The sequence below is a fragment of the Enterobacter cloacae complex sp. P27C genome (assembly GCF_014895705.1).
GTDB classification, from domain to species: Bacteria; Pseudomonadota; Gammaproteobacteria; order Enterobacterales; family Enterobacteriaceae; genus Enterobacter; species Enterobacter bugandensis.
In genome coordinates this window covers 359,200-381,888 of sequence record NZ_JADBQB010000004.1, presented here as the reverse complement: position 1 = coordinate 381,888, position 22,689 = coordinate 359,200, and the positions used below count along the sequence as shown (strand labels likewise).

General features: G+C 57.1%; 18 protein-coding genes. 12 read left to right on the top strand and 6 right to left on the bottom strand.

Annotation, left to right across the window (positions count from 1 at the left end; genetic code table 11):
• Positions 1 to 100: 100 nt before the first annotated feature.
• Entirely contained in the window at positions 101 to 946 is an 846-nt protein-coding gene (gene araC / locus IM291_RS10480; RefSeq protein ID WP_028015490.1) for an arabinose operon transcriptional regulator AraC, read from the bottom strand.
• Positions 947 to 1,281: 335 nt separating this feature from the next.
• On the opposite strand from araC, the gene araB reads away from it, so the two are divergent.
• The 6 genes from araB (at position 1,282) to rluA (ending at position 11,386) form a co-directional block, all read left to right on the top strand.
• On the top strand, positions 1,282 to 2,991 hold the full coding sequence (gene araB, locus IM291_RS10475) for a ribulokinase (protein ID WP_048999039.1): 1,710 nt from the start codon (positions 1,282 to 1,284) through the stop codon (positions 2,989 to 2,991).
• Between the two features lie 10 nt (positions 2,992 to 3,001).
• The gene (gene araA, locus IM291_RS10470) at positions 3,002 to 4,504 is read left to right on the top strand and encodes an L-arabinose isomerase (RefSeq protein WP_041911255.1); all 1,503 of its coding nucleotides are present in this window, start codon (positions 3,002 to 3,004) and stop codon (positions 4,502 to 4,504) included.
• A gap of 47 nt (positions 4,505 to 4,551) precedes the next feature.
• Positions 4,552 to 5,247: an L-ribulose-5-phosphate 4-epimerase gene (gene araD / locus IM291_RS10465; protein ID WP_048999037.1), complete on the top strand. Its 696-nt coding sequence runs from the start codon at positions 4,552 to 4,554 to the stop codon at positions 5,245 to 5,247.
• Positions 5,248 to 5,321: 74 nt separating this feature from the next.
• Entirely contained in the window at positions 5,322 to 7,679 is a 2,358-nt protein-coding gene (polB, locus tag IM291_RS10460) for a DNA polymerase II (protein WP_192986822.1), read from the top strand.
• Between the two features lie 128 nt (positions 7,680 to 7,807).
• Positions 7,808 to 10,714: an RNA polymerase-associated protein RapA gene (rapA, locus tag IM291_RS10455; RefSeq protein ID WP_028015485.1), complete on the top strand. Its 2,907-nt coding sequence runs from the start codon at positions 7,808 to 7,810 to the stop codon at positions 10,712 to 10,714.
• Between the two features lie 12 nt (positions 10,715 to 10,726).
• Complete coding sequence (rluA, locus tag IM291_RS10450) at positions 10,727 to 11,386, top strand: bifunctional tRNA pseudouridine(32) synthase/23S rRNA pseudouridine(746) synthase RluA (protein ID WP_028015484.1); 660 nt, start codon at positions 10,727 to 10,729, stop codon at positions 11,384 to 11,386.
• A gap of 30 nt (positions 11,387 to 11,416) precedes the next feature.
• Here the strand turns inward: rluA and djlA are convergent, their stop codons facing one another.
• On the bottom strand, positions 11,417 to 12,232 hold the full coding sequence (gene djlA / locus IM291_RS10445) for a co-chaperone DjlA (RefSeq protein WP_028015483.1): 816 nt from the start codon (positions 12,230 to 12,232) through the stop codon (positions 11,417 to 11,419).
• Between the two features lie 239 nt (positions 12,233 to 12,471).
• Here djlA and lptD point away from each other — a divergent pair, with 239 nt between their 5' ends.
• From lptD to apaH, 6 genes are read left to right on the top strand one after another with little or no spacing between them, the layout of a single operon-like run.
• A complete protein-coding gene (gene lptD / locus IM291_RS10440; RefSeq protein ID WP_192986820.1) occupies positions 12,472 to 14,823 on the top strand; it encodes an LPS assembly protein LptD in 2,352 nt (783 codons plus the stop codon).
• Between the two features lie 53 nt (positions 14,824 to 14,876).
• Complete coding sequence (gene surA, locus IM291_RS10435) at positions 14,877 to 16,163, top strand: peptidylprolyl isomerase SurA (protein ID WP_028015481.1); 1,287 nt, start codon at positions 14,877 to 14,879, stop codon at positions 16,161 to 16,163.
• Complete coding sequence (pdxA, locus tag IM291_RS10430; protein ID WP_041911259.1) at positions 16,163 to 17,149, top strand: 4-hydroxythreonine-4-phosphate dehydrogenase PdxA; 987 nt, start codon at positions 16,163 to 16,165, stop codon at positions 17,147 to 17,149. The genes surA and pdxA overlap by 1 nt, the downstream gene beginning before the upstream one ends.
• Positions 17,146 to 17,967 carry a 16S rRNA (adenine(1518)-N(6)/adenine(1519)-N(6))-dimethyltransferase RsmA gene (rsmA, locus tag IM291_RS10425; RefSeq protein ID WP_028015479.1) on the top strand — a complete coding sequence of 274 codons (822 nt, stop codon included), beginning with the start codon at positions 17,146 to 17,148 and terminating at the stop codon, positions 17,965 to 17,967. Before pdxA ends, rsmA begins: the two co-directional genes overlap by 4 nt.
• Positions 17,968 to 17,970: 3 nt before the next feature.
• Positions 17,971 to 18,348 carry a Co2+/Mg2+ efflux protein ApaG gene (gene apaG / locus IM291_RS10420; protein ID WP_014882505.1) on the top strand — a complete coding sequence of 126 codons (378 nt, stop codon included), beginning with the start codon at positions 17,971 to 17,973 and terminating at the stop codon, positions 18,346 to 18,348.
• A 4-nt stretch (positions 18,349 to 18,352) separates the two neighbouring features.
• A complete protein-coding gene (gene apaH, locus IM291_RS10415; protein WP_049137720.1) occupies positions 18,353 to 19,201 on the top strand; it encodes a bis(5'-nucleosyl)-tetraphosphatase (symmetrical) ApaH in 849 nt (282 codons plus the stop codon).
• A gap of 35 nt (positions 19,202 to 19,236) precedes the next feature.
• Here the strand turns inward: apaH and folA are convergent, their stop codons facing one another.
• The 4 genes from folA to IM291_RS10395 form a co-directional block, all read right to left on the bottom strand.
• Positions 19,237 to 19,716: a type 3 dihydrofolate reductase gene (gene folA / locus IM291_RS10410; protein ID WP_006173915.1), complete on the bottom strand. Its 480-nt coding sequence runs from the start codon at positions 19,714 to 19,716 to the stop codon at positions 19,237 to 19,239.
• 114 nt (positions 19,717 to 19,830) lie between these two features.
• Positions 19,831 to 21,696: a glutathione-regulated potassium-efflux system protein KefC gene (gene kefC, locus IM291_RS10405; protein WP_048999031.1), complete on the bottom strand. Its 1,866-nt coding sequence runs from the start codon at positions 21,694 to 21,696 to the stop codon at positions 19,831 to 19,833.
• Complete coding sequence (gene kefF / locus IM291_RS10400) at positions 21,689 to 22,219, bottom strand: glutathione-regulated potassium-efflux system oxidoreductase KefF (protein ID WP_048960660.1); 531 nt, start codon at positions 22,217 to 22,219, stop codon at positions 21,689 to 21,691. Before kefF ends, kefC begins: the two co-directional genes overlap by 8 nt.
• A gap of 105 nt (positions 22,220 to 22,324) precedes the next feature.
• Positions 22,325 to 22,558, bottom strand: a complete 234-nt coding sequence (locus tag IM291_RS10395) for a YgdI/YgdR family lipoprotein (protein WP_003856439.1) — start codon at positions 22,556 to 22,558, stop codon at positions 22,325 to 22,327.
• Between the last annotated feature and the right edge of the window lie 131 nt (positions 22,559 to 22,689).

Genomic DNA, 22,689 nt, shown 5'->3' with positions numbered 1-22,689 from the left:
ACGAATCAGCGATTCTGCTTAGCGCCCCGCACCGCGTCAAGGCATCAATTGTCTGAATAGTTTACAGGATGCTCCTGAAGTTCACCTGAATGTTTACCGTTTATTCACATCCCGCGCGGAATTCACTGGGACTGGCGCCGGTGCACTTCTTAAACACGCGAGAGAAATAGAGCTGATCTTCAAAGCCCACGTTGCGTCCGACGGTCGCGATAGGCATCCGGGTGGTGCTGAGTAACAGCTTTGCCTGGCTGATGCGCTGATCCTCACGCCAGCTCAGCACGCTCACGCCAAGCTGCTGGCGGAACAGGTGTGACAGGCGGGACGGCGAAAGACAGACGTGCTGGGCAACGCTGGCAATATCAAACTGGCTGTCGGCCAGATGGTCGCTGATGTACTGGCAGGCGTCGCGGACGCGGTTATCCAGCGGCGGGTTAAGCGACTCGTTGATCGCCTCCATGCGGCGCAGCAGCACCTGCTCAAGCAGGTTGATCGCCAACAGTTCGGCATAGCGCCCGCCCGCCTGCCCCGCCTCAATAATTTGTGCGAACAGCTCACGAAACTGCGCCAGATGCGCCTCATCCGGACGATAAAAACCGGTTTGCGCGAAAATAGCCGGCCATGAGAGCCACTCCTGCCAGTAGGCACGCGGGCGGAAATAGACCCACTGGTGATACCACTCTTTGGCATCCGGGTGACGCCCGTAGTGGTGGATCTCCCCCGGCGGGAACAGCAGCATATCGCCCGGGCGGCAAACAAACTGCCGATCGCCGTTTTTTATCACCCCTTCCCCGCGTACGGTCAGGTTCAGAATATACCCTTTCATGCCGAGCGGCCGATCGACGTAAAAATCGAGATACCCCTCGGCCTCAATTGGCGTCAGCCCCGCCACCAGATGGGCGTTAAATGAGTATCCCGGCAGCAGGGGATCGTTTTGCGGTTCGGCCATAGATTCAGTTCTCCCAAGGGTCCTGAAGGAAACCATTTGTCCATATCGTTAAAAGCAGTATAAAAATGGCCTGCGAAAAGATCCAAAAAGCATCACGCCTCTTTTACGTCCGCCATGTTTCAGCCTTTTCCCCTGATTTTTCTGCCGACACGGGCAGAGAAGCAGTAACAAAAGTGTCTATAAGTGCGGCAGAAATGTCCACATTGAATATTTGCACGGCGTCACACTTTCCGTCGTAACAGCAATTTAGTCCATAAGATTAGCGGATCCTGCCTGACGATTTTTGTCCCCAGTCTCTAATGTTCTTCCATACCTGTTTCGGATGGAGCAACACCATGGCAATTGCAATTGGCCTCGATTTTGGCAGCGACTCGGTTCGCGCGCTGGCAGTGGACTGTACGACTGGCCAGGAGATAGCAACCAGCGTTGAGTGGTATCCGCGCTGGCAAGAGGGGCGCTACTGCGACGCGCCAAACAACCAGTTCCGTCACCACCCGCGCGATTACATTGAATCGATGGAAGCGGCGATCAAAACCGTGCTGGCTGAACTGACTGACGCCCAGCGGGCCGACGTCGTGGGGATTGGCGTCGACAGCACCGGTTCAACGCCAGCCCCGGTGGACGCTGAAGGCCGCGTGCTGGCGCTGCGCCCGGAGTTTGCCGACAACCCGAACGCCATGTTCGTGCTGTGGAAAGACCATACCGCCGTGGAAGAGGCGGAAGCCATCACCCGCTTATGCCATCAGCCGGGCAAAACCGACTACTCGCGCTACATCGGCGGCATCTACTCCAGCGAATGGTTCTGGGCCAAAATCCTGCACGTTACCCGCGCGGACGCTTCGGTCGCCCAGGCCGCGGCATCATGGATTGAGCTGTGCGACTGGGTTCCCGCCCTGCTCTCCGGCACCACTCGCCCGCAGGATATCCGCCGCGGCCGCTGCAGCGCCGGGCATAAATCCCTGTGGCATGAAGGCTGGGGCGGTCTTCCTCCGGCAGCGTTCTTCGATGAACTTGACCCGATCATCAACAAAAATCTGAAATACCCGCTCTTTACCGACACCTTCACCGCCGATATTCCGGTCGGCACGCTCTGCGAAGAGTGGGCGACGCGTCTCGGCCTGCCGCAAAGCGTGACCATTTCCGGCGGCGCGTTCGACTGCCACATGGGTGCCGTGGGTGCGGGTGCGCAGCCTAACACGCTGGTGAAAGTGATTGGCACCTCCACCTGCGACATTCTGACGGCAGATAAAGCCAGCGTCGGCGACCGCGCGGTGAAAGGGATCTGCGGCCAGGTTGACGGCAGCGTGGTGCCAGATTTTATCGGCCTCGAAGCCGGTCAGTCCGCGTTTGGCGATATCTACGCCTGGTTTGGCCGGGTGCTCGGCTGGCCGCTGGATCAGCTGGCTGCCGCGCATCCTGAGCTGAAAACACAGATTACCGCGAGCAAAAAACAGCTCCTGCCGCAGCTCACCGAAGCCTGGGCAAAAAATCCGACCCTCGACCACCTGCCGGTGGTGCTGGACTGGTTTAACGGTCGCCGCACGCCGTTTGCCAACCAGCGCCTGAAGGGGGTGATTACCGATCTCAACCTGGCGACCGATGCCCCGGCGCTGTTCGGCGGTCTGATTGCCGCCACCGCGTTCGGCGCGCGCGCCATTATGGAGTGCTTCACCGAACAGGGCATCGACGTGAACAACGTGATGGCGCTGGGGGGTATCGCCCGTAAAAATCCGGTGATTATGCAGGCCTGCTGCGACGTCCTGAACCGTCCGCTGCAGATTGTGGCCTCCGATCAGTGCTGTGCGCTGGGCGCCGCGATTTTCGCTGCCGTGGCCGCAGGCGTTCATGCGGATATCCCGACGGCGCAGCAGCACATGGCAAGCGCCGTCGAAAACACGCTCCAGCCGCGTGTCCAGCAGGCACAACGCTTTGAACAGCTTTATCAGCGCTACCAGCAATGGGCAAAAAGCGCCGAGCTTCACTATCTCCCTGTCGCCGCCCCGGCCAAAAGCACCGCGGACACTACGGCAACCCTGACCCATTAAGGACACGATGATGACCATTTTTAATAATTATGAAGTGTGGTTTGTGATTGGCAGCCAGCATCTGTACGGACCGGAAGCGCTGCAGCAGGTAACGAAACATGCGGAGCACGTGGTTAACGCGCTGAACGCGGAAGCCAAACTGCCGTGCAAACTGGTGCTGAAGCCGCTGGGTACAACGCCGGACGAAATCACCAATATCTGCCGTGACGCCAACTACGACGACAAATGCGCCGGCCTGGTTGTGTGGCTGCACACCTTCTCACCGGCCAAAATGTGGATCAACGGCCTGGCAATCCTCAACAAACCGCTGCTGCAGTTCCACACTCAGTTCAATGCCTCCCTGCCGTGGGACAGCATCGACATGGACTTCATGAACCTGAACCAGACCGCGCACGGCGGCCGCGAGTTCGGCTTCATCGGCGCGCGCATGCGCCAGCAGCACGCTGTGGTCACCGGCCACTGGCAGGACGGCAAGGCACAACAGCGTATCGGCTCCTGGATGCGTCAGGCGGTCTCTAAGCAGGATACCCGTCACCTGAAAGTGGTGCGTTTCGGCGACAACATGCGTGAAGTGGCGGTGACCGACGGTGACAAAGTGGCCGCGCAGATCAAGTTCGGCTTCTCCGTGAATACCTGGGCGGTGGGCGACCTGGTGCAGGTGGTGAATGAAATCAGCGACGGCGACGTGAGCGCGCTGGTGGACGAGTACGAAAGCAGCTACCGCCTGACGCCTGCGGCACAAATCAACGGCGACAAGCGCCAGAACGTGCTGGATGCCGCACGCATTGAGCTGGGCATGAAGCGTTTTCTGGAACAGGGCGGCTTCCATGCTTTTACTACCACTTTCGAAGACCTCCACGGCCTGAAACAGCTGCCGGGTCTGGCAGTACAACGTCTGATGCAGCAGGGCTACGGCTTTGCGGGTGAAGGCGACTGGAAAACTGCCGCTCTGCTTCGCATCATGAAGGTGATGTCGACCGGTCTGCAGGGCGGCACCTCCTTTATGGAGGACTACACCTACCACTTCGAGAACGGCAACGATCTGGTGCTCGGTTCGCACATGCTGGAAGTGTGTCCCTCCATCGCGGTTGAAGAGAAACCGATCCTTGACGTGCAGTACCTCGGCATCGGCGGCAAAGCGGATCCGGCCCGTCTGATCTTCAACACCCGTACCGGTCCGGCCATCAACGCCAGCCTGATCGACCTCGGCGACCGCTTCCGCCTGCTGGTGAACTGTGTCGATGCGGTTGAAACTCCGCACTCTCTGCCGAAGCTGCCGGTCGCCAATGCCCTGTGGAAAGCGCAGCCGGACCTGCCAACCGCGTCAGAGGCTTGGATCCTGGCGGGTGGCGCGCACCACACCGTCTTCAGCCACGCGCTGGACCTGAACGATATGCGCCAGTTTGCCGAGCTGCACGATATCGAGCTGACCGTGATTGATAACGACACCCGTCTGCCAGCCTTTAAAGACGCGCTGCGCTGGAACGAAGTCTATTACGGTTCAAAACGCTAAGTACGTAATGCCCGGTGGCGCTGCGCTCGCCGGGCAGGGAGACAACGATGTTAGAAGATCTCAAACGTCAGGTACTTGAAGCCAACCTGGCGCTGCCAAAACATAACCTGGTGACCCTGACCTGGGGCAACGTTAGCGCCGTTGACCGGGAAAAAGGGGTATTCGTGATCAAGCCTTCGGGCGTGGATTACACGGTGATGACCGCAGAGGATATGGTCGTGGTCAGCATCGAAACGGGTGAAGTGGTGGAAGGTAACAAAAAACCGTCGTCCGATACGCCCACCCACCGTCTGCTGTACCAGTCCTTCCCGACTATCGGCGGCATCGTGCATACCCATTCGCGTCACGCGACCATCTGGGCGCAGGCGGGCCAGCCCATTCCGGCCACCGGCACCACCCACGCGGACTACTTTTACGGCACCATTCCCTGTACGCGTCTGATGACCGATGCGGAGATTAACGGCGAGTACGAATGGGAAACCGGGAACGTGATCGTCGAAACCTTTGAAAAACAGGGGATCGACGCGGCGCAAATGCCCGGCGTACTGGTGCATTCCCACGGCCCGTTTGCCTGGGGTAAAAACGCGCAAGACGCAGTGCATAACGCAATAGTGCTGGAGGAAATCGCCTACATGGGGATCTTCTGCCGCCAGCTGGCACCGCAGTTGCCGGATATGCAGCAAACCCTGCTGGATAAACACTACCTGCGCAAGCACGGCGCGAAGGCCTATTACGGACAATAAACTGTATATATCCCCAGCATAAAACATTCAACCAGGCTATAATCAGGCCTGGTTTTGTTTTGTGGGATAGCGGCGTGGCACAGGCGCAAGAAGGCTTTTTACTGACCCGACACTGGCGGGATACCCCTCAGGGCACCGAGGTTGCGTTCTGGCTGGCGACAGATAACGGCCCGCTGCACGTTACGCTTCCTCCTCAGGAATCCGTGGCGTTTATCCCTGAACATTACGTCGAGAAGGTAAAACAACTGCTGCGCGATGAGAACGGCTGGCGCCTCACTCCTCTTGAGCTAAAAGATTTCCATCGTCAGCCGGTGTATGGCCTTTACTGCCGCGCCCATCGCCAGCTGATGCGCTACGAAAAACTGCTGCGCGAAGCGGGCGTGACGCTCTACGAAGCGGACATTCGTCCGCCGGAACGCTTTCTGATGGAGCGGTTTATTACCGCCCCCGTCTGGGTTGACGGCGCTGAGCAAAACGGCACCCTTATCAACGCTCGCCTGAAGCCTAATCCGCATTATCGCCCCCCGCTAAAGTGGGTTTCCCTGGATATCGAAACCACCCGCCACGGCGAACTGTACTGCATCGGCCTGGAAGGCTGCGGGCAGCGGGTTGTCTATATGCTCGGACCGCCGAACGGCGATGCGTCCGCGCTCGATTTTCAGCTTGAGTACGTCAACAGCCGACCGCAGCTGCTGGAGAAGCTTAACCAGTGGTTTGCCGAGCACGACCCGGACGTGCTGATCGGCTGGAACGTGGTGCAGTTTGACCTGCGCGTGCTGCAAAAACACGCAGAGCGGTATCGCATCCCACTGATGCTCGGGCGCGGAAATACGGAGCTGGAGTGGCGTGAGCACGGCTTTAAGAACGGCGTGTTCTTTGCGCAGGCCAATGGCCGCCTGATTATCGACGGCATCGAGGCGCTGAAATCCGCGTTCTGGAATTTCTCCTCCTTCTCTCTGGAAGCGGTAGCGCAGGAATTGCTCGGTGAAGGCAAATCCATCGACAATCCGTGGGACCGCATGGACGAGATTGACCGGCGCTTCAACGAAGACAAACCGGCGCTCGCTACCTATAACCTGAAAGACTGCGAGCTGGTGACGCAGATATTCCACAAAACCGAGATCATGCCGTTCCTGCTGGAGCGTGCGACGGTAAATGGCCTCGCGGCTGACAGGCACGGCGGCTCGGTAGCCGCCTTTAGCCACCTCTATTTCCCACGAATGCACCGTGCGGGCTATGTTGCGCCCAACCTCGGGGACGTACCGCCGCAGGCCAGCCCCGGCGGCTACGTGATGGACTCCCGCCCAGGACTGTATGATTCGGTTCTGGTGCTGGACTACAAAAGCCTCTACCCGTCAATTATCCGCACTTTCCTTATTGACCCGGTGGGGCTGGTGGAGGGGATGGCGCAGCCAGACGACGCGCACAGCACCGAAGGTTTTCTCGGGGCACGCTTCTCGCGCGAAAAACATTGTCTGCCGGAGATTGTGGGGAACATCTGGCACGGCCGCGACGAGGCGAAACGTCATGGCAACAAGCCGCTCTCGCAGGCCCTGAAAATTATTATGAACGCTTTCTACGGCGTGCTGGGTACCAGCGCCTGCCGCTTCTTCGATCCGCGTCTGGCGTCGTCCATCACCATGCGCGGACACGACATCATGCGTCAGACCAAAGCGCTGATTGAATCCCGGGGCTATGACGTTATCTACGGCGACACGGATTCAACCTTTGTGTGGCTTAAGGGCGCACATTCAGAAGACGACGCCTCACAGATCGGCAAAGAACTGGTGGCCTTCGTAAACGACTGGTGGCAGGAACATTTGCAAAAAGAGCGGTTAACCAGCGCATTAGAACTGGAATTTGAAACCCATTATGCCCGCTTTTTAATGCCCACCATCCGCGGTACTGACCAGGGCAGCAAGAAGCGCTACGCCGGGCTGATCCAGGAGGGTGAAAAGCAGAGAATGGTCTTTAAAGGCCTGGAGACGGTGCGCACTGACTGGACGCCGCTGGCCCAGCAGTTCCAGCAGACGCTCTATCTGCGTATCTTCCGCAACGAGCCCTATCAGGACTACATCCGCGAAACCATCGCCAGCCTGATGGCCGGCGAGCTGGATGACCAGCTGGTGTATCGCAAGCGCCTGCGCCGCCCGCTGGCGGAGTACCAGCGCAACGTCCCGCCCCACGTGCGCGCCGCGCGCCTGGCGGACGAAGAGAATGTACGCCGGGGCCGCGCGCCACAGTATCAGAACCGGGGGACGATAAAATACGTCTGGACAACGAACGGGCCGGAGCCCGTTGATTACCAGCAGTCGCCTCTCAATTACGATCACTACCTGACACGCCAGCTTCAGCCGGTTGCGGAGGGAATTTTACCGTTCATCGACGACGATTTTGCTACACTTGTGACAGGGCAACTTGGCCTATTTTGACGCGTGACGAAATGGCTGCCATCCAGTACCATAGCGCCCTTTCCATTCCCGGACCCATTTTTCGATGACCGTCTTTTTTGACGGGGGTCGAACTATTGCCTGCAATTAAAGATTAGAGCCGAACAACTATGCCTTTTACACTTGGTCAACGCTGGATCAGCGATACAGAAAGCGAACTTGGATTAGGAACCGTCGTTGCCGTTGATGCACGCATGGTTACCCTCCTCTTCCCTGCTACCGGTGAAAACCGCCTGTACGCCCGCAATGACTCCCCTGTGACCCGCGTAATGTTCAATCCGGGCGACACCGTGACCAGCCACGAAGGCTGGCAGCTAAAGGTTGAAGACGTAAAAGAAGAGAATGGACTGCTCGCCTACATCGGAACGCGTCTTGATACCGAAGAGACGAACGTCATCCTGCGTGAAGTACTGCTCGACAGCAAACTGGTGTTCAGCAAGCCGCAGGACCGCCTGTTTGCCGGGCAAATCGACCGTATGGATCGCTTCTCCCTGCGCTACCGCGCGCGTAAGTTCCAGAGCGAACAGTACCGCATGCCGTGGAGCGGCCTGCGCGGCCAGCGCACCAGCCTGATCCCCCACCAGCTGAATATCGCCCATGATGTGGGCCGTCGCCATGCGCCCCGCGTGCTGCTTGCTGACGAAGTGGGCCTGGGTAAAACCATCGAAGCGGGCATGATCCTGCACCAGCAATTGCTCTCTGGCGCTGCCGAGCGCGTGCTGATTGTCGTGCCTGAAACCCTCCAGCACCAGTGGCTGGTGGAGATGCTGCGCCGCTTTAACCTGCGCTTCTCCCTGTTCGACGACGAGCGCTATGCCGAAGCGCAGCACGACGCGGACAACCCGTTTGAAACCGAACAGCTGGTGATCTGCTCGCTGGATTTCGTGCGCCGCAGCAAGCAGCGCCTTGAGCATCTGTGCGATGCCGAATGGGACCTGATGGTCGTCGACGAAGCGCACCACCTGGTGTGGAGCGAAGATGCCCCAAGCCGCGAATATATGGCGATTGAACAGCTTGCCGAGCGCGTGCCCGGCGTCCTGCTGCTGACCGCAACGCCGGAGCAGCTCGGTCTGGAAAGTCACTTCGCCCGTCTGCGCCTGCTCGATCCAAACCGTTTCCACGACTTCGCTCAGTTCGTGGAAGAGCAGAACAACTACCGTCCAGTTGCGGATGCCGTCGCGCTGCTGCTGGCGGGTAAACGTCTCTCAAACGATGAACTTAACACTCTGAGCGATCTGATTGGCGAGCAGGATATCGAGCCGCTGCTGCAGGCTGCGAACAGCGACAGCGAGAATGCGGGATCCGCGCGTAAAGAGCTGATCGACATGCTGATGGACCGTCACGGCACCAGCCGCGTGCTGTTCCGCAACACCCGTAACGGCGTGAAAGGGTTCCCGAAACGCGAACTGCACACCATCAAGCTCCCGCTGCCGACGCAGTATCAGACGGCGATTAAAGTCTCCGGCATTATGGGCGCGCGCAAAACTCAGGAAGAGCGCGCGCGTGACATGCTCTACCCGGAACAGATTTATCAGGAATTTGAAGGCGATACCGGCACCTGGTGGAACTTCGACCCGCGCGTGGAGTGGCTGATGGGCTACCTGACCGCGCACCGCTCCCAGAAAGTGCTGGTGATCTGCGCCAAAGCCGCCACCGCTCTGCAGCTGGAACAGGTTCTGCGCGAGCGCGAAGGCATTCGTGCCGCCGTGTTCCACGAAGGCATGTCCATCGTCGAGCGCGACCGCGCGGCGGCGTGGTTCAGTGAAGAGGACAGCGGCGCGCAGGTGATGCTGTGCTCCGAAATCGGTTCTGAAGGGCGTAACTTCCAGTTCGCCAGCAATCTGGTGATGTTCGATCTGCCGTTCAACCCGGATCTGCTGGAGCAGCGTATCGGCCGTCTGGATCGCATCGGCCAGGCGCATGATATTCAGATCCACGTGCCGTACCTGGAAAAAACCGCTCAGTCGGTACTGGTGCGCTGGTTCCACGAAGGTCTGGATGCGTTTGAGCATACCTGCCCAACGGGCCGCACCATTTATGACCAGGTGCATGGCGATCTGATCGGTTACCTCGCCGCGCCGGAAAATACCGACGGTTTTGACGATCTGATTAAATCCTGCCGCGAGAAACATGAAGCGCTGAAGGCGCAGCTTGAACAGGGGCGCGACCGCCTGCTGGAGATCCACTCCAACGGTGGCGAAAAAGCGCAGGCGCTTGCCGAGAGCATTGAAGAACAAGATGACGACACCAGCCTGATCGGCTTCTCCATGAACCTGTTCGACATTGTCGGGATTAACCAGGACGATCGTGGCGAGAACCTGATCGTGTTAACCCCGTCAGACCACATGCTGGTGCCCGATTTCCCGGGCCTGCCGGAAGATGGCTGTACCATCACCTTCGAGCGTGACGTGGCGCTGTCCCGTGAAGATGCTCAGTTCATCACCTGGGAACACCCGCTGATCCGCAACGGGCTGGATCTGATCCTCTCCGGTGATACCGGCAGCAGCACCATCTCCCTGTTGAAAAACAAGGCGCTGCCCGTAGGCACGCTGCTGCTGGAGCTGATCTATGTTGTGGAAGCGCAGGCGCCGAAACAGCTGCAGCTCAACCGCTTCCTGCCGCCAACGCCGGTGCGTTTGCTGCTGGATAAAAACGGTACGAACCTGGCCGGCCAGGTGGAGTTCGAAAGCTTCAACCGCCAGCTGAGCGCGGTGAACCGCCATACCGGCAGCAAGCTGGTGAACGCGGTGCAGCAGGACGTGCACGCCATTCTCCAGCAGGGCGAAATCCAGATCGAAAAAGCGGCCCGAGACCTGATTGACGCCGCGCGCAATGAAGCCGACGAGAAACTGTCTGCCGAGCTGTCCCGTCTGGAAGCGTTAAAAGCGGTCAACCCGAACATCCGCGACGACGAACTGGCGGCAATTGAAAGCAACCGTCAGCAGGTGCTGGAAAGCCTGAATCAGGCGGGATGGCGTCTCGACGCCCTGCGTCTTATCGTTGTGACGCATCAGTAAACGGAGCGCAAGATGGTGATGGAGCCGTATAATCCGCCGCAGGATCCCTGGCTGGTCATTCTGTATCAGGATGAACACATTATGGTGGTCAACAAGCCGAGCGGCCTGTTGTCCGTGCCGGGCCGTCTGGATGAGCACAAGGACAGCGTGATGACGCGCATTCAGCGCGATTATCCGCAGGCCGAGTCCGTCCATCGCCTGGACATGGCCACCAGCGGCGTGATTGTGGTGGCGCTGAATAAAGCGGCGGAGCGCGAGCTGAAGCGTCAGTTCCGCGAGCGCGAGCCGAAGAAGCAGTATGTTGCCCGCGTCTGGGGCCACCCGGCGCAGGCGGAAGGGCTGGTGGATTTACCGCTGATTTGCGACTGGCCGAACAGGCCAAAGCAGAAGGTGTGTTATGAAACCGGCAAGGCCGCGCAAACCGAATATGAAGTGCTGGAGTACGCGCCGGATAACACCGCGCGCGTCCTGCTTAAGCCGATTACCGGACGTTCACACCAGCTGCGCGTGCATATGCTTGCGCTGGGTCACCCGATTCTGGGTGACCGCTTCTACGCCCCGCCGGAGGCCCTGGCGTTAGCGCCACGCCTGCAGCTCCATGCGCAAACGCTCACCATCACCCACCCTACTTTCGGTAACGCGATGACGTTTAAAGCCCCGGTGGACTTCTGAAAAAAAAGCCCGACATTGTCGGGCTTTTTCTTATTTGAAACCTTTCTTCTCTTTAATGAGCTCGTACGCCTTCTGGATTTCCTGCGCTTTTTGCTTCGCCATCTCCATCATTTCCGGCGGTAAACCTTTAGCCACCAGCTTGTCAGGATGATGCTCGCTCATCAGCTTACGGTAGGCACGTTTAATCGTGGTTTGATCGTCCGTGGGCTTCACGCCAAGCACGTTGCAGGCATCTTCCAGCGTCGGGCCACGCTGCGCCTGCTGCCATGCACCGCCGGAAGACTGCTGGTGATAGCCGCCGCCAAACTGGGCGCCGCCCTGCATCATGCGCAGGAACTGGTCAAACTGCATACGGGAGATACCCAGTTCTTCCGCAATAACGTACAGGACATCGCGTTCATTGGGGTGAAGCGAGCCGTCGGCAAACGCCGCCTGGATTTGGATTTCCAGAAACATCCGAATTAAATCAAAACGTCCGAAGCAGATGCTGCGGAACTGGCGCATCTTTTCACGCAGCGGATAGTTATCCGATTTACCGATGCGAAACGCATTCTGCGCCGCCAGGCGGGACTCACCATGCAGGTTCATGCGATCCATAAAAACGCTGGCAATCTGAATATCCGCTTCGGTCACGCGGCCTTTGGATTTGGTTAAGTGCCCCATGACCTCAAAGGTGGTGGAGAAAAAGAGCGACTGGCGCTCGCGCTGATTGGCAAACCAGGCCATTTTACGGCTGCGTGCCTTATCAAACATATGGCCAATGATAAGCCCAAGCACAATTCCCCAGAACCCGGCACCCATGATGATGGCGAACGCAACGCCGATTATTTTACCCCAATACTGCATATACTCCCCGGATAGTCATATTCCCTGCCGACGCAACGTCATCATCACAGTGTTCAAGCCACGGTCAATTGAAGGACATCGCCTATAATTTGCTTTATCATACTCGTCATTCGATAGCGAGCCTAACACTCTGGCGCGCAAACGGGCAGGATTAACGCTGGTACTGCGCTGATGAGTAAGATAGTCTCTGAGCGTTTGTAAGCCGTAGCCACTGATGACGGAACAATAAAATATAACGTATGAAAAAACGTATCCCCACCCTCCTGGCCACAATGATTGGCTCCGCCCTGTACAGTCAACAGGGGCTGGCGGCCGATCTCGCCTCGCAGTGTATGCTTGGCGTCCCAAGTTATAATCGCCCACTGGTGGAGGGCGATACAAATAGCTTGCCGGTAACCATTACTGCCGATAGCTCCAAAGGTACTTATCCTGACAATGCCACGTTTACGGGCAATGTGGATATTAACCAGGGCAATAGCCGCCTGCAGGCTGATGAAGTGCAGTTGCACCAGAAGCAGCCGGAAGGCGCGGTCGAGCCGGTACGAACGGTGGATGCGCTGGGTAATGTGCACTATGACGACAATCAGGTCATCCTGAAAGGTCCGAAAGCCTGGTCAAACCTAAATACCAAAGATACTAACGTCTGGGAAGGTGATTACCAGATGGTGGGTCGCCAGGGACGCGGTAAAGCGGACCTGATGAAACAGCGCGGTGAAAACCGCTATACGATTCTGGAGAATGGCTCCTTTACATCATGTCTGCCGGGTTCAAATACCTGGAGCGTGGTCGGGAGCGAAGTTATCCATGACCGTGAAGAGCAGGTCGCAGAGATCTGGAACGCACGCTTTAAGCTGGGTCCGGTGCCGGTATTCTACAGCCCTTATCTCCAGCTTCCCGTAGGTGACAAGCGTCGCTCGGGCTTCCTGATCCCGAATGCCAAATACAGCACCACGAACTACTTTGAGTTCTACCTGCCGTATTACTGGAACATCGCGCCCAACATGGACGCCACGATCACGCCGCACTATATCCACAAGCGCGGCAACATCATGTGGGAAAACGAGTTCCGCTATCTGACTCAGGCCGGTGCTGGCCTGATGGAGCTGGATTATCTGCCGTCGGATAAGGTCTTCCAGGATGAGCACCCTACAGAAGGCGATAAACACCGCTGGCTATTCTACTGGCAGCATGCCGGAGTGATGGATCAGGTGTGGCGCTTTAACGTTGACTATACCAAAGTTAGCGACTCATCTTATTTTAACGACTTCTCGTCTAAATACGGTTCGAGCACGGATGGCTATGCCACGCAGAAGTTCACCGTAGGCTATGCGGTGCAGAACTTTGATGCAACCGTCTCAACCAAACAGTTCCAGGTATTCTCTGACCAGTCCACGCCTACCTATGGTGCAGAGCCGCAGCTGGACGTTAACTGGTATCAGAATAATGTAGGTCCATTCGACACCCGGGTTTACGCTCAGGCGGTACATTTCGTGAACACGGATTCGGACATGCCGGAAGCTACGCGTGTTCACCTGGAGCCGACGATCAATCTGCCGTGGTCTAACAACTGGGCAAGCCTGAATACCGAAGCCAAGCTGATGGCGACGCACTATCAGCAAAAAAATGTTGATAATTACAACACCACGAACAATGCGCATCTGGAAGAGTCGGTTAACCGAACGCTCCCGCAGTTCAAAATGGACGGGAAGCTGATCTTCGAGCGTGATATGGGCCTGCTGGCGGATGGTTATACCCAGACGCTTGAACCGCGTATGCAGTATTTGTATGTGCCGTACCGCGATCAGAGCAAGATTCAGAACTACGACTCGTCTTTACTGCAGTCTGACTACAGCGGCCTGTTCCGCGATCGTACTTACGGCGGTCTGGACCGTATCGCATCCGCTAACCAGTTAACGACCGGCGTCACAACACGCGTTTATGATGATGCCGCCGTTGAACGTTTTAACGTTTCTGTTGGTCAAATCTACTATTTCACCGAGTCACGTACCGGTGATGACAACATTAACTGGGAGAAGGACAACAAAACGGGCTCGCTGGTTTGGGCGGGAGACACGTACTGGCGCATGACTGAGCGTTGGGGCCTGCGTGGTGGTGTGCAATATGACACTCGCCTCGATAATATCGCCACAAGCAGTGCCGCTATTGAGTACCGTCGCGATGAAGACCGCATGGTACAGTTGACGTATCGTTATGCCAGCCCGGAATATATTCAGGCAACATTGCCTTCTTATGCAGGCGCAGAACAGTATAAAGACGGCATCTCGCAGGTTGGCGGTGCAGCAAGCTGGCCTATCGCCGACCGCTGGTCAATCGTAGGCGCTTACTACTTTGACACTAACGCGAATAAGCCAGCGGACCAGATGGTAGGTCTGCAATATAACTCCTGCTGTTACGCGCTGCGCGTCGGTTACGAGCGTAAGCTTAACGGCTGGAACACTGTAAACAATCAGAGCAAATACGATAACGTGATTGGCTTTAATGTCGAACTGCGCGGCCTGAGCTCCAACTACGGCCTGGGCACGCATCAGATGCTGCGTTCGAACATTCTGCCGTACAGTAGTTCTTTGTAATGTGCTTGATTTACAACGTAATCCGCTTTGCGGTTAATTGAAATGGAAAAAGTATGAAGAACTGGAAAACGCTGCTGCTTGGTGTCGCTATGGTTGCGAATACCAGCTTCGCGGCCCCCCAGGTTGTTGATAAGGTCGCCGCTGTCGTTAACAACGGCGTCGTGCTCGAAAGTGACGTTGATGGTCTGATGAAATCCGTGAAGCTCAATTCGGGCGAAGCGGGTCAGCAACTTCCGGATGACGCCACGCTGCGCCACCAGATCCTGGAGCGTCTGATCATGGATCAGATTATCCTGCAGATGGGTCAGAAAATGGGCGTGAAGGTGACTGACGAGCAGCTCGATCAGGCTATCGCTAACATTGCAAAGCAGAACAACATGTCGCCGGACCAGATGCGCAGCCGTCTGGCCTATGACGGCATCAGCTACGCTACCTACCGTAACCAGATCCGTAAAGAGATGCTGATTTCAGAAGTGCGTAATAATGAAGTCCGTCGCCGCGTCACCATCCTGCCGCAGGAAGTGGATGCGCTGGCAAAACAGGTGGGCAACCAGAACGATGCGAGCACAGAGCTGAACCTGAGCCACATTCTGATCCCACTGCCAGAGAACCCAACGTCAGATCAGGCTGCTGAAGCAGAAAGTCAGGCACGTTCAATTGTCGACCAGGCGCGTAACGGCGGCGACTTTGGCAAGCTGGCTATCACCTACTCTGCTGACCAACAGGCCCTGAAAGGCGGTCAGATGGGCTGGGGACGTATCCAGGAGCTGCCATCTATCTTTGCTCAGGCGCTGAGCACGGCGAAGAAAGGCGATATCGTCGGTCCAATCCGTTCAGGGGTGGGCTTCCACATTCTGAAAGTGAACGATCTGCGCGGTCAGAGCCAGAATATCTCCGTGACTGAAGTTCACGCTCGCCACATTCTGCTGAAGCCGTCACCGATCATGACTGACGATCAGGCGCGTGCGAAGCTGGAGCAAATTGCCGCAGATATTAAGAGCGGTAAAACGTCGTTTGCCAATGCAGCGAAAGAGTTCTCTCAGGATCCTGGCTCTGCGAACCAGGGCGGCGATCTGGGCTGGGCGGCTGCGGACATTTACGATCCTGCCTTCCGCGATGCGCTGATGAAGCTGAATAAAGGCCAGATCAGTGCCCCGGTTCACTCTTCATTTGGCTGGCATCTGATCGAGCTGATGGACACCCGCAACGTGGACAAAACGGATGCGGCGCAGAAAGACAGAGCCTACCGTATGCTGTTTAACCGTAAGTTCTCCGAAGAAGCGGCAACCTGGATGCAGGAACAGCGCGCCAGTGCTTACGTGAAAGTCCTGAGCAACTAATGAAACAGCATCGTGTTGTTATCACTCCCGGCGAACCCGCCGGGATTGGGCCTGACCTCGTTGTCCAGCTCGCCCAGCGCAGCTGGCCAGTAGAATTGGTTGTCTGCGCGGATGCAACACTGTTACAAGACCGGGCGAATCTGCTCGGTCTGCCCTTAACGCTCATCCCCTACGTTGAAGGCCAACAGCCCGCACCACAGCAGGCCGGTACGCTCACTCTTCTTTCTGTTCCCCTTCGTACTCCCGTTGTTCCAGGCCAGCTCAGCACGGAAAATGGCCACTACGTCGTGGAAACCCTTGCCCGCGCCTGCGACGGTTGCCTGAAGGGCGAATTTGCCGCTCTGATTACCGGCCCCGTGCATAAGGGCGTCATCAACGAAGCGGGCATCCCTTTTACCGGGCATACGGAGTTCTTCGAAGAGCGCTCGCACAGCCCGAAAGTGGTGATGATGCTGGCGACGGAAGCGATGCGCGTTGCTCTCGTGACCACCCATCTACCGATCAAGGCCATTCCTGATGCCATCACCCCGGAACTGCTGCGGGAGATCATCGGGATCCTGCATCACGATCTGCAGACAAAATTCGGGATCCCGCAGCCGCATGTGCTGGTCTGCGGCCTCAATCCGCACGCCGGCGAAGGCGGGCACATGGGCACCGAAGAGATCGACACCATTATTCCGGTGCTTGAAGAAATGCGCGCCAAAGGGATGAATCTCAGCGGGCCGCTGCCTGCGGACACCCTTTTCCAGCCAAAATACCTGGATAATGCCGACGCCGTCCTCGCGATGTACCACGATCAGGGTCTGCCCGTGCTAAAATACCAGGGCTTTGGCCGCGGGGTGAATATCACCCTTGGTTTACCCTTTATTCGAACGTCCGTTGACCACGGCACTGCGCTGGATCTGGCAGGCCAGGGGAAAGCGGATGTCGGCAGTTTTATTACGGCGCTTAATCTCGCCATCAAAATGATTGTTAATACTCAATGACTAATCGAGTCCATCAGGGCCACTTAGCCCGTAAACGCTTCGGGCAAAACTTTCTCAACGATCAGTTCGTGATCGACAGCATCGTGTCTGCTATTAATCCGCAGAAGGGTCAGGCTATGGTCGAAATCGGCCCGGGCCTTGCCGCACTGACCGAGCCGGTAGGCGAACGCCTCGACGAGCTGACCGTTATCGAACTGGACCGCGACCTGGCCGCACGCCTGCAAACGCACCCGTTCCTCGGACCAAAGCTGACCATCTATCAGCAGGATGCCATGACCATGAACTTTGGCGAACTGTCGGAAAAAATGGGCCAGCCGCTGCGCGTGTTCGGCAACCTGCCGTATAACATCTCCACGCCGCTAATGTTCCACCTCTTTAGCTATACTGATGCCATTGCCGACATGCACTTCATGTTGCAAAAAGAGGTTGTTAACCGTCTGGTTGCAGGGCCGAACAGTAAAGCGTATGGTCGTTTAAGCGTGATGGCACAATATTACTGCAACGTGATCCCGGTACTCGAAGTACCGCCATCAGCGTTCACGCCGCCACCGAAAGTAGATTCTGCGGTTGTGCGCCTTGTGCCGCACAAAACGAAACCGTATCCGGTTAAAGATCTGCGTGTACTGAGCCGCATCACCACGGAAGCCTTTAACCAGCGCCGTAAAACGATCCGTAACAGTCTGAGCAATTCGTTTACCGTTGAGGTGTTAGCAGAGCTGGGGATCGACCCGGCAATGCGTGCGGAAAACATTTCCGTAGAGCAGTACTGCAAGCTGGCTAATTACATCAGCGAAAATGCGCCGCCGAAGGAGAGTTAAGCCATGATTGATTCGCCCCGCGTATGTGTCCATGTACAAAGCGTCTATGTTGAATCGCAATCATCGCCGGATGAAGAACGTTTTGTCTTTGCTTACACCGTGACCATTCGCAATCTGGGGCGGATGCCCGTGCAGCTGCGCGGGCGCTACTGGCTTATCACCAACGGCAATGGCCGCGAAATTGAAGTTCAGGGTGAAGGTGTGGTCGGTGAACAGCCCCACATCGCCCCTGGCGAAGAGTATCAGTACACCAGCGGCGCGGTAATTGAAACGCCGCTGGGTACCATGCAAGGCCATTATGAAATGGTCGACGTCGATGGCAATGTGTTCCGCGTTGCTATTCCTGTGTTCCGTCTCGCCGTAACCACACTCATTCATTAATCTAATGTCTACATATCTGATTGGCGACGTTCACGGTTGCTACGATGAACTGATCGCATTGTTAAAACAGGTCGACTTTACGCCAGGACAGGACACGCTCTGGCTGACGGGCGATTTAGTCGCGCGTGGCCCGGGCTCGCTTGAGGTTTTACGTTTCGTCAAATCTCTGGGCGACAGCGTGCGCATGGTGCTGGGCAATCACGATCTTCACCTGTTGGCCGTATTTGCCGGGATCAGCCGCAACAAACCTAAAGATCGCCTCTCTCCCCTGCTGGATGCGCCAGACGCGGACGAACTGATTAACTGGCTGCGCCGCCAGCCTTTACTGCAGGTCGATGAGGAGAAAAAGCTGGTCATGGCTCATGCCGGGATCACCCCGCAATGGGATCTTGAGACGGCTAAAACCTGCGCGCGTGACGTTGAGGCGGTGCTGGCGAGCGACTCGTACCCCTTCTTCCTTGATGCCATGTACGGCGATATGCCGAATCACTGGAGCGAGGATCTCAGCGGTCTGGCCCGCCTGCGCTTTATTACCAACGCTTTTACGCGCATGCGTTTCTGCTTCCCGAACGGGCAGCTGGACATGTATTCCAAAGAGACGCCGGAAAGCGCGCCTGCCCCGCTCAAACCGTGGTTTGCCATTCCTGGACCCGTGACAAGCGAGTACAACGTCGTCTTTGGCCACTGGGCTGCGCTGGAAGGAAAAGGCACGCCTGACGGGATCTACGGTCTGGATACCGGATGCTGCTGGGGCGGAGAGTTGACCTGCTTACGCTGGGAAGATAAAGCTTACTTTGTTCAGCCGTCCAACCGACAGCTGGACTTAGGGGGAAGTGAGGCCGTTGCCTCCTGAATCATTCCCTCTCCCGGGCGGGAGAGGGACATCACTTAACGACGTTCCAGAATCTCGAAGCAGTAGCTGTGGGAGTTCTGTGCATCCGCGTCGTGGAACTCGCTGAATACCGATTCCCACTCGTCCGGATCGTAATCCGGGAAATGGGTGTCCCCTTCCACTTCCGCATCAATGTGGGTCAGATACAGCTTCTGAGCCTTAGGCAGGAACTGCTCGTACACGCGGCCGCCGCCGATCACCATGATCTCTTCGGCGTCACCGCAGGCGGCAATCGCTTCATCAACGGACTTAACCCATTCGACGCGATCGTCAGTGCCCGGCTGGCTACTGATAACGATATTCTTACGGCCCGGCAATGGACGACCAATCGACTCCCAGGTCAGGCGGCCCATCACTACCGGCTTGTTTAACGTAGTACGTTTAAACCATGCGAGATCGGCAGGCAGGTTCCACGGCATGGCATTTTCCATACCGATAACGCGGTCCACCGCCAGCGCTGCAATCAGACTGATCATTGAAAATTTCCCGGATGCAAAAAATTGCCGCCACTATACGGAAAGCTTAATCTTTCGTCGACTGGCGGCAGAGTAAAGATACAGAAATTTTTTATTATTGCTGGCAACTCCACTTCACGCGGAAGGTTTACTCTCGGGCTCGTCAGCCGGATCGCCGGTATGCTTGCCCTCTTCCGTGCCCTGCCAGCCATGACGTTGGATCAGCGACAGGTGATTGCGGTCCTCGTTAATGATTTCTGTCAGCATGGCGCTGGTGCGTTTAAACACCGCCGCACGCTCCGTGGCCGTACTGCCGGCCATCGCCGCCATCTCTTCCACCATCCCGGTGTTAAAGCGGCGGAACAGGTCCGCACGTTCGCGCGCTTCATACGCGCCGAGCCCCAGATTCTCCAGCGCCAGGCGGCCAGACTTCAGCGCGCCTTCGAACGTTTCACGCTCCGGCGCCTCTACGCCCGCCTGACGCAGCCGGATGTAATGATCCACATCGCGCGCGCGGGAGATAATGGTCAGCCCCGGAAAATGCTCTTTTACCAGCTCCACCATCTGCATGCTGGTCTCAGGATCGTCAATGGCGTTAATCAATACCTCAGCTTTTGCCGCCCCGGCGGATTCCAGCAGATCGACGCGAGTCGCATCGCCGTAAAACACCTTCATATCAAATTTACGCAGGGTATCGACATGGTCAGGATCGTGATCGAGAATCACCATTTTCACCCCGCTTGACAGCAGTAAACGCCCGACGATCTGCCCGTAGCGACCAAATCCGGCGATGATGACGCGCGGCTGCTCCTCATCGATCTCGTCGGCTTCGCGCTCCTGCTCGCTGCCTGATTTTTCCAGACGCGTCAGCACCACCAGTAGAACAGGCGTTGCCGCCATCGAAAGCGCGACCGCCAGCGTCAGCGCTTTCGCCCACTCGGGATCGAGCACGTTTGCCATCTGCGCGGCACCAAAGACCACGAATGCAAATTCGCTCCCCTGACCCAGCAGTACGGCAAACCAGCGGCGCTGCTTGTTCGGCACCTTCAATGGACGCGCAATCAGCCACAGCATCACCATTTTAATCACCAGGAAACCGACGAGCAGGATGACGATCCGCAGCGGGTGCGTGACCAGCGTGCCGAAGTCGACGGACATCCCCACGCCGATGAAAAACAGCCCCAGCAGCAGCCCTTTGAACGGCTCGATATCGCTTTCCAGGGCGTGACGATATTCAGAGCTCGCCAGCAGAACGCCTGCGAGGAACGCCCCCATCGCCATCGACAGCCCGGCTTCCTCCAGCAGCAAACCAAAGCCAAACACCAGGAACAGCGCCACGGCGCTGAACACTTCTCGCAGGCCTGAACGGGCAACAAACCGCAGTAACGGGCGGGTCACGTAGCGGCCAAGCAGGACCACCAGCGCCAGCGCCCCCACGACTTTTAATGCCGACAGCGCAAACGCCCCCAGCGTCGTGGATGAGCCGCTTGCCGCCAGCAGCGGGATCATCGCCACCAGCGGAATAGCTGCGATATCCTGGAACAGCAGCACCGAGAACGCGCTGCGTCCCATCTGCGAGACCGTCAGATTTCGCTCGTTCATCGCCTGCATGGCGATGGCCGTCGAGGAGAGCGCCAGCGTCATGCCGATAAGCTCCGCCACTTTCCAGTCCATGCCCAACAGGATGCAGAACCCACCGAGCAGCAGGCCGCAGGCCACCATCTGCAGCGCGCCTCCGCCAAATACCGAGGCGCGAAGTTTCCATAACCTCTGCGGATCCAGCTCCAGACCAATCACAAACAGCATCAGCACGACGCCAATTTCAGCGAAATGGAGGATCGCCTCCGCATCCGTTACCAGTCGAAAGCCCCAGGGCCCAATGACGCAGCCCGCAATCAGGTAGCCGAGAACCGACCCCAGCCCCAGACGTACCGCCACCGGCACAATCAGCGCCGCCGCGCCGAGATAAATCAGCGCCTGTATCAGCGTATGGCTATCCATGATGCGTCTCCTGCCACTCAAGCAAGCGTTGTTTATAATGGCGAGCCTGCGCCTGCAGCGTTTCATCGTCGCAAACAAAGGTGCAATGCATCGCAAAAGGCGGGAGCCAGTTCAGCCCGCAGTAAAGCGCCGTAGCCTGCAGCGGCTGCGCCAGGACGTCAAACCCCGGGAAGGTACCAATATCAAAGTGGCTTTCTCCTCCGCCCGTAGTGACCGCCCACATCAGGCTTTTTCCTTTTAGCGCATGGCCGTTGTGGCCGTAAGCCCAGCCGTGGGAGAAGACTTTATCAATCCACAACTTCAGGAGCGGCGGCGTGCTGTACCACTGCATCGGGTGCTGCCAGACGATCAGATCGGCACGGGAGAGCGCCTCCTGTTCGGCGGCGATATCGATATTAAAATCGGGATAGAGTTGATAGAGGGAACGTATCTCTACGTTTTCGAGCGTCCTTGCCTGCTCAAGCATCCGCTTATTCGCATGCGAGTGCTGCGGATAAGGGTGCGCATAAATTATCAGAATCATTGAGTAGCCTGTTGTTTTACTGCCTTCTTTTACCAGAAGAGTGTAGACAGTAATTCAACAGGCTAATAGTGAATATTATTGACGGGCTTACGTCAGAATTCTGAATTAGTTATCCAGCTCGCCCATGGATTTCACCTGGTCGCGATTAATCTGTTCAGTTTGACCGGTTTCGGCGTTTTTGTACGACACCAGGCCGGTATCGTCATCCACCTGCGGTTTCCCGTCAGTCACGATGGTTTTACCATCGGTGGTTTTTACTGCCTGATTGGACGAACAGCCCGCGACGGTAAACATTGCGGTGGCAGCCAGAACGGAAGCGATCAGTAATTTATTTTGCATGGTGTTTTCCCCTGCTCTCAGTTGAATTTTCGTTATCGACCTAACTATTTTAGGCTAACTGACTGAAAGCGGATGAAAAACCAGAAGGTTCTTAAGATGGGAAAATTGCCCGGTAACCGAACGGTACCGGG

Bases quoted from the DNA above. Each gene is read 5' to 3' on its own strand.
- araC (WP_028015490.1), bottom strand. From the start codon at position 946: ATGGCCGAACCGCAAAACGATCCCCTGCTGCCGGGATACTCATTTAAC.
- araB (WP_048999039.1), top strand. From the start codon at position 1,282: ATGGCAATTGCAATTGGCCTCGATTTTGGCAGCGACTCGGTTCGCGCG.
- araA (WP_041911255.1), top strand. From the start codon at position 3,002: ATGACCATTTTTAATAATTATGAAGTGTGGTTTGTGATTGGCAGCCAG.
- araD (WP_048999037.1), top strand. From the start codon at position 4,552: ATGTTAGAAGATCTCAAACGTCAGGTACTTGAAGCCAACCTGGCGCTG.
- rapA (WP_028015485.1), top strand. From the start codon at position 7,808: ATGCCTTTTACACTTGGTCAACGCTGGATCAGCGATACAGAAAGCGAA.
- rluA (WP_028015484.1), top strand. From the start codon at position 10,727: ATGGTGATGGAGCCGTATAATCCGCCGCAGGATCCCTGGCTGGTCATT.
- djlA (WP_028015483.1), bottom strand. From the start codon at position 12,232: ATGCAGTATTGGGGTAAAATAATCGGCGTTGCGTTCGCCATCATCATG.
- lptD (WP_192986820.1), top strand. From the start codon at position 12,472: ATGAAAAAACGTATCCCCACCCTCCTGGCCACAATGATTGGCTCCGCC.
- surA (WP_028015481.1), top strand. From the start codon at position 14,877: ATGAAGAACTGGAAAACGCTGCTGCTTGGTGTCGCTATGGTTGCGAAT.
- pdxA (WP_041911259.1), top strand. From the start codon at position 16,163: ATGAAACAGCATCGTGTTGTTATCACTCCCGGCGAACCCGCCGGGATT.
- rsmA (WP_028015479.1), top strand. From the start codon at position 17,146: ATGACTAATCGAGTCCATCAGGGCCACTTAGCCCGTAAACGCTTCGGG.
- apaG (WP_014882505.1), top strand. From the start codon at position 17,971: ATGATTGATTCGCCCCGCGTATGTGTCCATGTACAAAGCGTCTATGTT.
- apaH (WP_049137720.1), top strand. From the start codon at position 18,353: ATGTCTACATATCTGATTGGCGACGTTCACGGTTGCTACGATGAACTG.
- folA (WP_006173915.1), bottom strand. From the start codon at position 19,716: ATGATCAGTCTGATTGCAGCGCTGGCGGTGGACCGCGTTATCGGTATG.
- kefC (WP_048999031.1), bottom strand. From the start codon at position 21,696: ATGGATAGCCATACGCTGATACAGGCGCTGATTTATCTCGGCGCGGCG.
- kefF (WP_048960660.1), bottom strand. From the start codon at position 22,219: ATGATTCTGATAATTTATGCGCACCCTTATCCGCAGCACTCGCATGCG.
- IM291_RS10395 (WP_003856439.1), bottom strand. From the start codon at position 22,558: ATGCAAAATAAATTACTGATCGCTTCCGTTCTGGCTGCCACCGCAATG.